Below are 14,823 nucleotides of genomic sequence, written 5' to 3'. Positions count from 1 at the left end.
CAACATCGTGCCGTCGTCCAACAGGACAGCCTGATCTGCCACGACCCGAGCGCCCGCTTCTGCCGATGACAGGTCGCGTCCACAAGCGTCACGGCGGATACTGGCGCCCCGGCCTCATGACGCAGGAGCTGACCTCCTGCAAGTTCAACCGCCGGTACAAGATGCCCCGCTCGATCGTCGGAGACCGGTGCTGGGGCCCGACACAGAGCGACCTGCACCTGTATCACCAGCGCTGACGCACAGCGCCGGCCTGGCGAGCCGGCCCAGGCCCGGCCGCGTGAAGGTCCGGGGTAGCTGCGGTAGCTGATCCGGCCCGTTTCCGGGGCCGGGCGGTGTCCGTTCCGAGTCAGGCCTTGAACTTCAGCGAGCCGGTCGACCGTGCCATGCTCTGGTTCCCGGTGTAGGTGAGCTTGACCGTGTACTTGCCTCGCTTGAGGTTCTTGTACGTGACGGTGGCCTTGCCGGCGGCGTTGACCGACGTGGTGACGGTCATCTTCGACGCACCTGTGAGCTTGACGCTCACCGTCCCGGCGGCCGAGAGGCCCTTGGTGCTCTTCACGGTGAGCGTGAGCGTGACCTTCTTGGCGACCTTGCGGGTCTTGCCGGTGACCTTCGCCTTGCCGGTGACCTTGCTGGTGGCCTTGGTGACGGTCAGGGTACTCACGGTCGAGGTGGACGCCGCAGTGTTGGCGTCACCGCTGTAGGTCGCACTCACCCGGTACGCGCCGACCTTCAGGGAGGGCAGCTGCCAGGTCGCTCGTCCGGCCGTCAACGGCGTCGTGGCGGTCGTGGTCCCTACGGTGAACGTGACGGTGCCGGTGGGGGCTAGGGTCCCCGCAGTGGTGACGGTGGCGGTCACGGCCCGGGCGGTGCCGACGGCGGCCCTGGCAGGGCTGACGCTCACCGAGACCGTGGACGTCGGCAGGGGAACTGGGTCGACCGTGGGAACCGGCGCAACGGCTCCGGTCTGGGTCGAGGACGACGCGACGGTGTCAGCTCCTCGGGTCGCGGTCGTGCGGTAGCTGATCGTCTTGCCCACGAGGGTGTCGTCGACGATCAGGGTGGTGGCGGTCTTCCCGGCGATCGGGTCATTGCCGGCGTACCACTGACCGGTCGCCGGAGCGTCCGGGGTCAGCGAAAGGGTCGCGGGCGTCGCGGTCAGGGTCTGCCCCACCTCAGGGGTACCGGTGACGGTCGGCTGGGTGAGGGCGCGGAACGCGGTGACGATCGCGGCCGCGTGGTTCTCACCCAATGCGACGGCCGCTACGGACTTCCCGCCGCTCAGGAAGACCCCGGTCATCGCGTTGTTCCCGCCCCACACGTACATGTTCCCGTCGGCGCTCACAGCGCCGGCGGTGCGCTCGGTGGCAGACGTACTGATGGCGACGACCTTCGTCGCGGCGGACTGCCCGTCGAGGGGCGGCTCGCCGGGCGGCATGTTGCCCCAGGTCTTCAGGGAGCCATCGTCGAGAACGACGGCGCTGTACCCCGTTCCGGAGGCGACCTTGATGACCTTCTTCCCGCCGAAGTCCGGGACAGAGAGAGGACCGGCGTAGTCGTCGAAGCCCCAGATGGTGACAGTGCCGTTCGCGTGAAGAGCAAGCGCGCGGTCCACGGAGACGGAGACGTCGACCAGGTCAGTCAGCTCAGCCGGGGTCGAGTAGGCGGGGGTGGCTCCCCAGGTCGTGAGCGTGCCGTCGGGACGCACGGCGTACCCGGTGCCGCCCGTGAGGGCGATCGCCTTCGCGCGAAGATCGGAAGGGATAGCGCTGATCTGGGGCGACGAACCCCAGGCGGTGATGCGCCCGTCGGCGTGGAGGACGGCGCCGTTGCCCGTGCTGAGGACGATGGTGGTCGCGTCCGTGATCCCGGCCGGTGCTTCGGAGACCTCGGGTGCGTCGGGGTCACCCCAGACCTTGACCTGCCCGTCGACGGTGACCGCTCCGGTCGCGACGGCGCTGGCTGCGACGGACCGTACGAGTCCGGTGAGGTCCCCGGGAACCGGGATGGCCGCTGAGGACTCGGTGTTGCTCTCATCTCCCCAGGTGATGACCGTTCCGGCCAGGTCCGTGGGCAGCGGGGTGGCGGCATGGGCGGGACCGCCGACCGCTCCGAGGACGAGGACACTGACTGCTGCCGCTGCCAGAAGGATCCGCAAACGCATGTGGTCTCCAAGTTAGATGGAGGCGGACACCTCCCGAGCAGGCCTGACCGTACGTCGAGGAGTGAGCGGATGTAGCAATTTCCGCAACTCGACGAGCTCGGCCGTGTGCACCGCTGCGTTTGCACTGTGCTGCGCCGTCAGAGAGATGCCATGGCTCTCCCCCGCACCTACCGCACAGGGGCCCACTGCCGAGTGGGGCCGGCCGGGCACAGTGACGAGCGTGGGTGATCAGGTCCAGGTGCGCGGCGGCGCGATGCTGCTGTGGCGCCTCGGGGCCCCTCGAGTTCGGCGAGCAGTCCCGCTGGCAACGACGCACACCGGTGTCACGTGGCCTGTGGGCGTTCCCGTGGCCGTACTTCGACATGTGCTTCGCCACCCACCAGTACAACTACAAGATGCCGCGACGTCTGCAGACCGTGCCGAGTCGCGGTTGGCGCACCCGAGCTGGTACCGCGACGCGGACGGCGAGACCCCGACCGCGCTCCCGTTCGACGAGGACGGCGACCTCATGAATGGCTACGACGTCCTCGACGGCTTCCGCGACGCACGCGGCACATGGATCCGGGAACCGGTCAACGCGTCGTACCTCGCAACGAGGATGCGCGGACGAAGGCGTGGGCGCAGTGCGTGATGGGAACGAAAGTCGGCATCCAGTCTGAATGCTCGGCCTGAAGTCTTGCGCGTTCGATACCGGCAGTGCGATCGGTGGGCTGGCCCGCCGACAACATCCGTTCATGCCGAGATGCGGGTGCGCGGGACCCGCACTCGAGATTTCCCCGAACCCGGGACTCGGGCGCGATCACGTCGCCGCCGCGCCCGGTCGCATCAGTGTTGAACGTGCACTCCACGACTCGTGTCGGATGTCAGGGGCTAGGTCGTCATGCGTCGTGCATCCGCGCGCCGAGCACGCCGAGCCCCGGGCCAGCGAGATCCTCCAGCGCCGCCGCACGACCCGTGACCGCCATCGCCAGGGCCTCGCTCGGTCCCGCGACCTCGGCGCCGTCGCCCCAGTGCCAGTCCTGGTCGGTGGCGCGCAGGGACAAACCGTCCAAGCGATGTGGCGGCACGAGCCCTTGGGAGGCGGTCCTCGTGGGGAGCCAGTCGAGGACAAGCCGCCAATCGTCCAGGCCGGCGTCGTTCGGGAGCCCGAGCGGCCGGGCGCAGTCGCGCAGGTGCACACACCCGTCAGTGAGGGGTCCCATCGATCCCACGACCGGCACGTCGGTGGCCGAGCTCGCCCGGTCGCGCAACATGCCGGTCAACTCGGCCCGCGGCCGGCGGGCCAAGTCGGCGGCGATGGCGGCGCTTGCCCGGTCGAGCGACCCGCGTGCCCGAAGCGTCCGCCACAGAAGCGTGCGGGTCGGCGTCATCAGCGGCATGACGAGGTGTCCCAGAACCTCGCGGACGGTCCAGGCTGCGCACAGGCTCGGGGTGTCGAGTTGAGTGTCATCCAGCGCGTCGAAGAAGTCAGCCGCGCGTTGACGACGGACGGCGACCCGCTCCGAGATGTCCATCGTCGAACCCTATCGATCGGCGCGGGCAGCCGCGTCCGTCACCTGAGTTTGCTTGAAAGGCACGGCACGACGACGGTCCGATCCGGTCTGAGACTCCCCCGGCGAATCCAGGGACGATGTCTCTGCCCTTCCAGAGGCCGCCTCAGGTCTACGGATGGCGGCAGATCCGTGCGTCGGAGACGCAGCGAATAGACCTGTCTCGGCTGAAGGGTTGATGCACTATTCAACCCCTCCACACCGAAGGGAGCCACGCACAGCCACGTAGGACGTCGTCTCCTGATGATGCGCCGTCCCAGGAGGTCAGGAGAGCGCCGTTTCGGCGGCGACGATGGCCTGGTCGACGATGCTGCCCTGCTTGCGGACGAAGGTGAGCGTCTTTTCCTTCGTCCCGGCAGTTCGTGCCTTGGCTACCAGGGCGTCGACGACGTCCTCGTCGATGTCGGTGACACCCGTGAGGTCGACGATGAGGTGGTCGCCGGCCATGGGTGCGAACGCTTCTAGCGCCTCGTCGATGGCGTGGCGTGCGTCCTCGCGGCACACGCCTTCGATCCGGAGCCGGTGTGTCGTTGCTTCGTAGCGGACGCTCGTCATCTCCTGGTTCGCCTCCCGGTGGCCGCGACCCGCAGCCGTCGTCGGGTGTGCGCGCCCGGGACCTGCGGCATCGCTCAGGATAACTCTGAGGAAGGGGCTCCCGCAGCCTCCTGCCGGCCGACCGGCGAGCCGTCCAGCGGCCCGTGGTGAGGCGCCGCGCAGACCGGTTCGCGCGGAACGATCAGGCTCCCCCAGATGGGTGAGGCCGCGTACTCGGACTATTCTGGACAGTGCCGAAGCTCGGTGTGACCACGGACCGATCTCGGCAGGACCTGGAACAGACCGACATGAGCTTCGACCTTTCGGACTTCACCTCGGTGCTTCGCATCGAGCAGCCTGTCGCGCACATCATCGTGTCCGGAGAGCTGGACGCCTTCACGGCCCACCAGGTCGACCGCAACGTCACCGAGGCGAAGACTGCAGGGTGCACGCGCCTGCGCATCGACCTCGGCGCGGTCACCTTCATCGACGCGGCCGGGATCGGGCTGCTCCTTCGGCTCCGACGCACCACGTACTGGCCCGACGAGACGTTCGAGGTGTGCGCGGCCAGTGAGTGCGTGCGCCGCCTCTGTACCTTGCTGAACCTCGCCGAAGTTGTCGGCGTCGACCCCGCACCCTGGCGAACGCACGCCAACACGACCGCCTTCCACAACCTCCAGACCGACGTCGTGCTGAAGCGCCCCCGCCGGCCGTGGCGGAGACGCCGCACGACCTTATGACCTCCCGACACAAGCGAGGCACGGTATCGACGAGTAGAACGCCCGTCCGAGTGAACGCCCGATCACTTCGACCCGGCCCCGGAGGGGACGTGCGTGACGTGTCTACAGCGAAGCCCGGCCGCCCCGATGCACGGCAGTCTCGACAGCCACGACCAATCAACTTCTCGAACAAGCCCGGCAGGCAAGAGACGATCGTTTGAGCTCGCCGGTCACCATGGTTCGACGCGTTGGCAGATGTCGATCGGCTGGAGGGGACATCGGGACTGGCGGGGCTATTGTGAAGGATGAGCACCGGCAATGACGGCGGGACAGAACCCGCGACGGAGACCTACGATGCGGTCGTCGAGGCCCTCAACTTCGACCCAGAAAACCCGGACCTGCAACCGCACCCTGACCATCCCGATCCGGGAGTTCACGCGTCGAACGGCGACACAGCGTCCCCGAGCTCCTGAAGGGGGCTCCCTCCTGCTCACCATGACGGGACCGATAGGCACGACCGGATCTGAGCTAGCCCCATCCACTGGCGGTCCCAATTGCCTGACGTGGGCGGGGCCGCGAACAGACGGTCGGAGACCTCATTCCGGAGTCTGCCCGGAACGCTTCCTTCTGCGTCGCTCGCGCGCAGCTTCGATGCGCTCGCCCCGACGTCGGCCAAAGGTGAGCCACGCGTAGACGGCCGCCAAGTTGGTGATCGCCTCGTGCACCGCCGAATAGGCGGCGCGCAACCGTGCGTCAGCGCTCGTACGGTACGGCGACAGGGCCTGCATGGCCGAGGACAGGTTGCTACCGACTTGGAGGAGCCCGGCGCGCGTTCGTTCGTCGGGCTCAGCAGGAAGGCCCGATGCCAGCAGCTCGGAGGCTTCTTCAAGAGCCTCAGCCGCTGCTGTGATCGGATGGTCGGAACCGGGGGAATCGGGATGAGCGGCTGGGACGGGGCCCGATCTGCTCAATCGTTCGTTCTCTCCCGAATGCTCCCCCGAGTACACGCCGACATCTGACGACTTTCGTCGCCCGAACCATCGGGACATCGTCGTCCCCCTCCCCCCGGATTGGAGCGATGGTACGGGGACGAGGTGAGGGCGACCAGGGAAATGGCGATGCGGTCCAGAACAGTCCAGCCTGCGCTCACGCCCGCCCGAAGGCAGCTCTGGACGTATGGGTCAAACGCGGCCAGCGCAATGCACGTCAACCGCCTACGAGGGCAACGGCAACACGGAATCTCGGCAACCGAAACAAAACATCCTTCCGGGTGAACTGGGGTCGGTTTGGCCCTTTCCTAGCGAGGGGAGGTGGTGATCATGACCGCGACCTCGGAGCTGCGCAGCTCGAACCGACCGGCTGCCAGCCAGCGCAGACAGTCGGAAACCAATCGCCTCCTCACCGAGGCACGCGCGACCAGCACTCCGGCCGAGCGTCAGCGGCTCCTCGACGAGGTCGTTGTGACGAACCTCGAGGTCTCCCGGTCGATCGCGCACCAGTACCGCAACCGCGGCATCCCCACTGACGACCTCGAGCAGGTCGCCGCCATGGGACTGGTGAAGTCAGCGAACCGGTACGACCCGAGCAAGGCCGACGACTTTCTCTCCTACGCCGTTCCCACCATTCGCGGCGAGATCCGTCGCCACTTTCGTGACCTCGGCTGGACGATCCGGCCACCGCGAAGCATCCAAGAGCTCCAGACCGCGATGAACACCGACGCCAGCCACCAGACCCACCAGGGCGACGACAGCGACGACGCGATTGCCACCCGCCTCGGCGTCACGACCGAGAAGGTCCGCGAGGCCCGAGCTGCGCAAGGCTGCTTCAACGCCACCTCCATTGACGCCACCCAGGGTGCAGACAACGAGCCGCTGGCAGCGCGCCTCGTTGACGACGAGTTCAACGAGTACGCCTCCGTCGAAGCAAGGGTCATCCTGCACACACTGACGAAGGAACTCTCGCCGCGCGACCGACTCATTCTGTACCTCCGATTCGTCGAGGGCCGCACCCAGTCCGAGATCGGCGCGGAGATCGGCGTCACCCAGATGCAGGTCTCCAGACTGCTCAACCGCATCATCACCCGAATGCGAAACGCCGCCGTGGGCGAGTCCGAGGGTCTGACAGTGGCGTCGTGACCCGGCGGCCACCGACCCACGTCTTGTGTGTGGCGCCGCTTCCGTCCGGGTACTGGTCAGGTGGAGCCGATAGAGCAAGCTCCGGCACGACAACAGTCTCGGGACGTGACCACAGATGAACGACACCTGGCCGACGGTCAGCCATCAAATGACCCTCGACCCGGCCGAGTTGTCTGCCCACACTGCCCGTGATGTCCTGCGGACGCTCTGCACCGATGCTCGCGTTGTCGCCGAGACCATCGAGACCGCCCTGCTGCTCGTCAGTGAGCTCGTCACGAACGCCGTCGTCCACGGCGGCGGACGGCCCGCTCTCGACATCGACCTGCGACCTGACTTGATGCACGTGTCGGTCACCGACAATGCACCCGGAACGCCGCACGTCGCGCACGAGCCGGTCACTTCCGAGCACGGTCGCGGCCTGTTCCTCGTCGAGACGCTCGCCTCCAGGTGGGGCGTCGAACCGTCCGGCGGCAACAACAAGACCGTCTGGTTCGAGCTCGACCGAGTGCCCCGCACCCCACCCGACCTGCGGCCGGTCTAACGAGGGACAGGAACGGCACTCGCCACCTTCTGCTAGTCGGGCTTGACTGCCTCGTCGACCGTGGCAAAGACCTGCAGCACGTGTTCGAGACCGGTAATGGAGATCAATCGCATGACTGGTCCCTCGACGGAGACCACGGCCAGCGACTTGCTCACCGCGACGGCTGCCTTGCGCGTGCCGAGCAACACGCCGAGACCGGTGGAGTCCATGAAAGACAGCCCCGTCAGGTCGACGACCACCCGGTTCGCTGACCCCGAGATCTGCTCGGTCAGCGTCTCGCGAAGCGCCGGCGCGGTGTACACGTCGAGTTCACCCGACATCTGAACCACCGCGACGTCACCACGGTCATCGACGGTCACCGCGAACTGCGGCTCTGATGCCGAACCCTGTTCCGCGTCCACGCTCATCCCTCCCAGGGTCCAGCCGGCAGGTCAGCTTGCCTCACCTGTGCCGCAGACCGAGATAGTGAAGCACGCAGTCCGTGCATGTCCACATCCGTCAGCGCCCAGTTGCTGACTAGGCGCCGGCGACGTTCCGAGAGACGTTCTCCGGACCGGCCTCGGCGGGGCGTGGCCGATCCCCGGGGTGCAGGCGCACCGCGACGATGGCGACGTCGTCCTCCGGTCGCTCGGGCAGCATCCTGGCCAGGACCTCGTCACACATCTCCTCGACGCCGAGCCCATCCGCCAGAAGATCGGCAAGGACCCCCTTCAGCTTCGCGACTCCGTCGTCGACCGACTGCCCGCGGCGCTCGACCAGGCCGTCGGTGTACAGCAGCAGCGTCGACCCCCGCGTCAGCGTCACCACCGACTCGGTGCGAGGAAAGGACGGCTCCAGGCCCAGGAGCAGCTCGGATTGCGCCGGCCACAACGCCGTCACCTCCACCTGCGCCCGTTCCACCGCCGGGGGGCTGCCAGTCGCGGTCTGCGGTGTCACGGCTGCCTGCGGAGAGACCGCGACGAGGGGCGGCGGGTGGCCCGCGTTCGACCACCGCAACCTGGTCGTGCCCGCGACCTGGTCCTCCTCGGTCTGCTCGAGGCGTGCGACCACAACGGTCGCGGTCGTCTCCACCTGGAGCGTCTGCATCGCCTCATCCACCCGACGCAACACCTCACTGGGGCCTGCGCCGGTCGTGACCGCGATGCCGCGCAACAATCCACGGACCTGCCCCATCGCGGCCGCTGCCACGGTGTCATGCCCGACCACATCCCCGATGACGACGCTGGTCGCACCATCGGGCTGCAGGAACGAGTCGTACCAGTCGCCACCGACCTGCGCAGCCTCCGCGGCCGGCTCATACCGAACAGCCACCTGGACGTGGTCCGCTTGCGGTGGAGCTGTCATCAGACTGCGCTGCAGCCCTTCAGCCAGGTCACGCTGCTCGGCATAGAGGCGAGAGTTGTCCAATGCGAGCCCTGCTCGGGCTGCAGCATCGACAAGGTCTGCGATGTCCTCGGTACTGAACCTCGGCCGGCCGGCGCCGCGAAACACGGTCAGCAACCCGACCGTCCGCCCACGACCGCGCAGCGGCACGACAACAGCGGACGTCGGCGCCAACAGCAGGCACAGCTCGCGGGCTTCACCGGGTTCGAGCACGCCTGCGATGGCCTCAGCTGCCTGTTCTCCAACCACGACCGGCCGGTTTTCCCGCAACGCACGGGCCAGGAACGACCGATCGCTCAAGGAGGGGATGCGAACCTGCAGGTACCGCTCCACCATCGCCCTGGCCGCCGGGTCGATGTGCCAGCCCGCGACATCCGCAAGTCCCCGACGCCAGACCCGCCCCGGGTCCCCACCCCCACCCGCGAAGCTCTGCGTGCTCTTACTCGGCAGCGGAGTCCCGACCAAAGTGACGATGCTCCAGTCACCCCAACGGCCCACGACCGCCTGCGCCAGGTGCTCGACCGCGTCTTCAATATCGAGCATCCCGGTCAAAGCATCCGTGATGCCGGACAACAACCCCGTTCGCTCGGTGGCAGAAGTGACCGCCAACTGGGCCCGGCGACGGTCCGTAATGTCGAAGAAGTACACCGACAACCCATCCGGTGTCGGCCACGCCCGAATCTCGTACCAGGCGTCGAGTGGCGGCGGGTAGTACGCCTCGAACTCCACCGGCCGACCACTGTCCGCGGCCCGTCGGTAGTGGATCTCGAAGTCGCTCCCGACCGCGTCCGGGAACAGCTCCCAGATGACGCCACCGACGATCTCGCGCCCGATGCCGCCCAGAAGCCGATGTGCCTCAGTGTTGACGTACGTGAACCGCCACTGCCGGTCCAACTGGAAGAACGCTGTCGGCATCGACTCCAGCACCCGCGCGACCCGAGCCTCACCGTCCTGCACCGCCGTCGTGTCGAACGCAGCACCCAACAAACGGCTCGCCACACCGCCCGGACCAGCTAGGGCCCGGCCCCGAGCGGCAACCCACCGGATGCCCCCGTCCGGCCACACGACCCGGTACTCCGCCGCATACACACCGCACGTCTCAATGGCATGCGTTAGCGCTTCCGTGACCCGGTCGAGGTCATCGGGGTGAACCGCCTCGTTGAACGAGTCGATAGTCCCGCCGAACGTCTCGCGGTTGAGCCCGAACAGGCCCAGCAGCCGGTCATCCCACCGCAGCTCGCCCGTGTCCAAGTTCCAGTCGAACGCCCCGACCTCGGCAGCATCGACCGCGAGTTGCCACAGCAGCCGTTCGTCCTCGTACTCGGCCGCCAATGCGGCCAGCTGGAGCTCCGCAACTACCGGACCCGCCAGCTGCTCCAACAGCGTCACGTCTTCGTCCGACCACTCCCGCGGTTCGGCATCGAACACACATAACGCACCCACGGGCTGGTCCCGGACCACCAACGGCACCCCCAGATAGGAGCCGACCGCGCCGGAGGTCACCGGCGGCAACCCGTTCACCCGGCCATCGGCCCGAGCGTCCGCCACGACGACAGGTGCAGCGGCCGCCACCGTCACCGTGCACAGCGACTCCTCGGCCGGCGACCTCACCCCGACCGACGTCGCAGCAGCACCAACGCCCCCCATCACTGTCTGCTCATCTGCGATCAGCGAGACCTGCGCCGACGAGGCACGCAGCAGCCGCGCCGACAACACCGCCAGACGATTCAGAGCATCAACATTTCCCGGCGCCGCCGCCAACTGACGCGCAACACCCAACCGGTCCGCCACCTCGTGACCGAGACCGGTGAACGGGCTCGACGACGCCAGCAGCGTCGCAGCTACGTCCGACGCCGTCTCACGCGCCCCGCGCACATCGCCGGGGGCGGCCCCAGACACTCGCTCGTCGCCCAACAACACTCCAACCCTCGCGCCTACCGCACATCCAACAACCCCCAGGGTCTCGCCACAAACAACTGGCCAATTGCTGGCTGTGCGGCACCCTCCGACGACCATGGTTGCCATCGCCAACGCTGGCTCCCGCCTCTCCATGGCAGACGTGTCCCAGAGACCGGCCGACCACGGCCTTCACGTCTTCGACTTTGGTGGCCCGTCCGGGCGGCGCTCCTATTGAACGGCCGACCCCTCCCGCAACCGTGGTCGTCCGCGCAGACCGGGTCACTGCGCGGTACCGGCTACCGCGGGGGGGAGCGCATCTGCGAAGACCCCCAGGCCTGGGGCCCTAGGCGCCCGGCGAGGATCGTCGGCCTTCCCGGCTCGTAGCCGTACGCCCCAGCCTGCACACGCCGCGTGGACGACAGAGCGCTTGGCCGGGCGTCTGGCACGAGACCTCACCCTCGGCGGACCCTCGGCCGAGTTTCGGCTTCGGTGCGAACGAAAGAGCCATCATGCGGACTGAGTCCGCCAACGCGAGGAACGAGAAGCTGTAAGGAGCACTAGACCCACAGATCATCCCGTCCCTGCGGTCCGCGCCCTGAGATCGGCGACGAGTCCGGTCATCCCTGCGGAGGTGGCCCACGCCTGCCGTTGCCGGACCGCGCCGTTGCCCCTCGCCGCCAAGGCAGTGAGCCCATCCGCGACCAGGAAGGTGTCGCCCGCCGACGCCAGCGGCTCGGCGAGCAGCTCCGCCAGCTGCTGGAGCAGCTCACCAGCAACGGTGAGATCTCCCGTCAGAGGCGACACGAGAGTGCCGCACAGCCCGAATCTGCTCGCGCGCCACGCCGCCGCCCGCAGCTCGTCGACCCGCCACTCCGTCGCGGGACTCCCAGCCCGCCACAGTTCGGCGCAGTGGGTCACCAGTGCGCGCCCAAGCGCCGCCACGAGCATGGCATCGCCAAGATCGGTACAGACGTCGGCTGCCCTGAACTCCACCGTCGGGTACCGGTGCGACAGCCTGACATCGAGGTTCACCATGCCGGCGTCGAGAGCGGCACCGCGGCTGACCATGTCACGCACCATCGCGTGGTACCTCGTCGCGCTGCCGAATGGCTCGGCGGGACCGGAGGTCGGCCACATGTTCCACTGGCGTGAGCGCCAGCTCTCGTAGCCGCTGTCGCGCCCGTGCCAGTACGGCGAGTTCGCACTAATCGCGATCAGCAACGGTATCCAGGGTCGCACTCGATCGATCACCGCCACACCCTCCTCGTCATCGCTGACGTCGACGTGCACATGGAGAGCGCACATCAGCGATCTACGGGCCACGTCGCCGTAGTGGGTCGCGATGGCTGCGTAACGGTCTCCCGGCGAGAACTCGTCCGAGGTCCCGGCGGCTGTGGCCAGCACTGGACCCGCGACCGCGAGCGGCGCGACGCCGTACGAAGCGCCCACCTCGGCCAGCCGCGCCCGCGCAGCCTTCAGCTCGTCACGGATCGCGTCCATCTCGACGTGAGGGCTGCTGATCACCTCCACCTGAGAGCTGAAGAACTCGTGCTTGACCTGGACGAGGTTCCCACGCATTCGGCGGCAGGCCGCGATCAGGTCGCGGGCCGCGGGCCGTGTCTGGCCCGTCTTGGTGTCGACGAGCAGCAGCTCCTCCTCGACACCCACCTGACGCACGGCCATAACAACCCTTTGCCCAGGCGGCGACGGCCGCATGTGCCACGAGAGCCGTAGTTCCCGCGTCATGCCACACCGCTTCGGCATGAGGACATGTGGGTACCGACGCGGCATCACCAACCCCGCCGAGTCTCCGTCCACCCGCATTACCGACGACGAGCCCGACACCACCCCGGACGACGGAGATCAGGTATCCGAGGTCGCCAGCTTCGGGGAGCCGGGCGAGCAGGTCTCACCGGAGGACTCAGTCGCCGGCGCATCCGACGGCGGGAACGGTCGCGCCGACGAGGGCCCGACAGCGTGACCAACGAGAAGCGGCAGGACCACCGCCCTGCGCAAGACAACGTCGAAACGACCGGCTGACCGCCAGCGATGCTCAGCGGTCCTCGGGCCGGTGCGACTCCGAGAGTGGGCGGTCGACCGGCGGGTCCTCGTACTGCCGGCGCTCTGCCTCGTCGAAGTCGGGCTGGTCGGGCCGGCTGAGCTGGTCGTCGGGCTCGGCGTCCATTCGGTCCGACGCATCAGCGATCGAGAGCTCCTCCTCCTCGGGGATGCTGTCGACGTCGAGCGGACGCTCTTCCTGCACCGGCTGCTTGGTGTGCTCCTGATCTCCCATGGGCTTCCGGTACCCGCCGGAGCTCGGCGCATTCGGGCGGAGAGGCTCTCTAGGCGGGCGCAGGTCCCGTCCATGCCGGACAGATTGACCCTGCTGCCCCTCCTTTCACCCTCACCGCAGGTCGCTGAATGCACCACCGAAAGGGTCGAGCGCTCGTCGCAACAGCCATCCAGTCGAGCCCACACCATCGGGCGACGCCCAGATGTCGACCCACGACCCCTGGAGCATGTGCCGCAGGGCGTGTCTCGGCGCCTTGCCGGGTACCGACAGAAGTCGAGAAACCACCTTCCGAACGGAGGAGCAGCGATGCCGAACAAGTCCGCGAACGTGAAGAACGAGAAGCAGTACGAAGCCCTCAAAGACAAGGGCATGTCAAAGGAAAGGGCAGCCAAGATCGCCAACTCCCCCGACGCCTCCAAGCACGGCGGGGAGCAGAGCGGCAAGGGTGGAGACAGCAGCCAGGGCGGCACAACCGCGCAGAAGAAGAAGGCCGGGCGCAAGGGCGGCAAGGCCAGCCACTGACCACGCCCCGACCCGCAGCCGTCCCGGCACCGTCCGGGCTGTCCATTCTTCGCCGAACGTCAGGAGCACCTATGCGCATCGGCTACTTCTTGTCCACCGAGGAGTACGCACCGGCCGAGCTCGTCGCCCAGGCCGCAGCCGCGGAGAACGCCGGATTCACGAGCCTGTGGATCAGCGACCACTTCCACCCGTGGAACAACGAGCAGGGCAACAGTCCGCTGGTCTGGAGCGTTATCGGCGCGATCAGCCAGGTCTGCGACCTTCACGTCACGACTGCGGTGACCTGCCCGACGAGCCGCGTCCATCCCGCGATCGTCGCGCAGGCCGCTGGCACCTGCGCCGAGCTCCTCGAGGGTCGGTTCACGTTGGGGGTCGGCACCGGCGAGGCGCTCAACGAGAGCATCCTGGGCGGACCATGGCCCCCGATCGACGTACGCCTTGAGATGCTCGAGGAAGCAGTCGCACTGATCCGTGCGCTGTGGACCGGCGAGCTCGTGACCAGGCGCGGCACCCACTACTCGGTCGACCACGCACGGATCTACAACGTGCCCGGCACGCCTCCCGAGGTATTCGTGTCAGGCTTCGGGCCCAAGGCCATCGACCTGGCGGCCCGTATCGGTGACGGCTACATCGGAACCGCACCGGACGCAGACCTCGTCAGCCAGTTCAAGGATGCCTCCGGTGGCAAGCCGGCGCAGGCCGGCGCCAAGGTCGCATATGCACCCACCGAGGTGGAGGGGTGGGAGCATGCCCACCGCCTCTGGCCCAATGCCGGTCTGCCCGGTGAGCTGGCGCAGATCCTCCCCACCCCGGAGCACTTCGAGCAGGCCACGGAGCTGGTCACGATGGAGTCCACACGGGACTCGGTCGTCGCCGGAACAGACGTTGGGAAACACATCGGGCAGATTCAGAGCTATGCCGACGCCGGCTACGACGAGCTCTACCTCGCCAACATGGGTCCTCACTACCTCGACATGATCGAGTTCTACGGCCGTGAGGTGCTGCCCAGCCTGCACGGGTGACCCGGCGGTGGGCGGGTCAGCTGGGCATCCGCGCCGGCGGGCGGATGCAACAGCTCCTGGG

General features: G+C 67.8%; 12 protein-coding genes. 5 read left to right on the top strand and 7 right to left on the bottom strand.

The window, feature by feature from the left end:
* Positions 1-346: 346 nt before the first annotated feature.
* From ASC77_RS07350 to ASC77_RS26515, 3 genes are all read right to left on the bottom strand, one after another.
* Entirely contained in the window at positions 347-2,164 is a 1,818-nt protein-coding gene (locus tag ASC77_RS07350) for an Ig-like domain repeat protein (protein ID WP_082574560.1), read from the bottom strand.
* An 878-nt stretch (positions 2,165-3,042) separates the two neighbouring features.
* Positions 3,043-3,678 (bottom strand): maleylpyruvate isomerase family mycothiol-dependent enzyme, encoded by a 636-nt coding sequence (locus tag ASC77_RS07340; protein WP_056150590.1) that lies wholly within the window; start codon positions 3,676-3,678, stop codon positions 3,043-3,045.
* Between the two features lie 300 nt (positions 3,679-3,978).
* Positions 3,979-4,269 (bottom strand): hypothetical protein, encoded by a 291-nt coding sequence (locus ASC77_RS26515; RefSeq protein WP_156390984.1) that lies wholly within the window; start codon positions 4,267-4,269, stop codon positions 3,979-3,981.
* Between the two features lie 230 nt (positions 4,270-4,499).
* Between ASC77_RS26515 and ASC77_RS07330 the strand changes: the two genes are divergently transcribed.
* From ASC77_RS07330 to ASC77_RS07320, 3 genes are all read left to right on the top strand, one after another.
* Positions 4,500-4,988 carry an STAS domain-containing protein gene (locus ASC77_RS07330; protein ID WP_156390983.1) on the top strand — a complete coding sequence of 163 codons (489 nt, stop codon included), beginning with the start codon at positions 4,500-4,502 and terminating at the stop codon, positions 4,986-4,988.
* A 1,298-nt stretch (positions 4,989-6,286) separates the two neighbouring features.
* Positions 6,287-7,102 carry a sigma-70 family RNA polymerase sigma factor gene (locus ASC77_RS07325; protein WP_082574566.1) on the top strand — a complete coding sequence of 272 codons (816 nt, stop codon included), beginning with the start codon at positions 6,287-6,289 and terminating at the stop codon, positions 7,100-7,102.
* A 148-nt stretch (positions 7,103-7,250) separates the two neighbouring features.
* Positions 7,251-7,643: an ATP-binding protein gene (locus ASC77_RS07320; RefSeq protein ID WP_056150581.1), complete on the top strand. Its 393-nt coding sequence runs from the start codon at positions 7,251-7,253 to the stop codon at positions 7,641-7,643.
* 32 nt (positions 7,644-7,675) lie between these two features.
* Here ASC77_RS07320 and ASC77_RS07315 read toward each other — a convergent pair whose 3' ends face one another.
* The 4 genes from ASC77_RS07315 to ASC77_RS07295 form a co-directional block, all read right to left on the bottom strand.
* On the bottom strand, positions 7,676-8,050 hold the full coding sequence (locus ASC77_RS07315) for an STAS domain-containing protein (RefSeq protein WP_056150579.1): 375 nt from the start codon (positions 8,048-8,050) through the stop codon (positions 7,676-7,678).
* Between the two features lie 109 nt (positions 8,051-8,159).
* Positions 8,160-10,943 carry a SpoIIE family protein phosphatase gene (locus ASC77_RS07310; protein WP_200944931.1) on the bottom strand — a complete coding sequence of 928 codons (2,784 nt, stop codon included), beginning with the start codon at positions 10,941-10,943 and terminating at the stop codon, positions 8,160-8,162.
* A 552-nt stretch (positions 10,944-11,495) separates the two neighbouring features.
* Complete coding sequence (locus ASC77_RS07305; RefSeq protein WP_056150576.1) at positions 11,496-12,608, bottom strand: glutamate--cysteine ligase; 1,113 nt, start codon at positions 12,606-12,608, stop codon at positions 11,496-11,498.
* A 370-nt stretch (positions 12,609-12,978) separates the two neighbouring features.
* Positions 12,979-13,218: a hypothetical protein gene (locus tag ASC77_RS07295; RefSeq protein ID WP_056150572.1), complete on the bottom strand. Its 240-nt coding sequence runs from the start codon at positions 13,216-13,218 to the stop codon at positions 12,979-12,981.
* A gap of 306 nt (positions 13,219-13,524) precedes the next feature.
* On the opposite strand from ASC77_RS07295, the gene ASC77_RS07290 reads away from it, so the two are divergent.
* Positions 13,525-13,740 carry a hypothetical protein gene (locus ASC77_RS07290; RefSeq protein WP_056150570.1) on the top strand — a complete coding sequence of 72 codons (216 nt, stop codon included), beginning with the start codon at positions 13,525-13,527 and terminating at the stop codon, positions 13,738-13,740.
* A gap of 71 nt (positions 13,741-13,811) precedes the next feature.
* Positions 13,812-14,762, top strand: a complete 951-nt coding sequence (locus ASC77_RS07285; protein ID WP_056150568.1) for a TIGR03557 family F420-dependent LLM class oxidoreductase — start codon at positions 13,812-13,814, stop codon at positions 14,760-14,762.
* Positions 14,763-14,823 lie beyond the last annotated feature (61 nt).

It is taken from the genome of Nocardioides sp. Root1257 (genome assembly GCF_001425175.1).
In the GTDB taxonomy this organism is placed as follows: Bacteria; Actinomycetota; Actinomycetes; order Propionibacteriales; family Nocardioidaceae; genus Nocardioides.
Note: the sequence above shows the minus strand (reverse complement) of the source record. Positions and strands in the feature narration are given on the sequence as shown.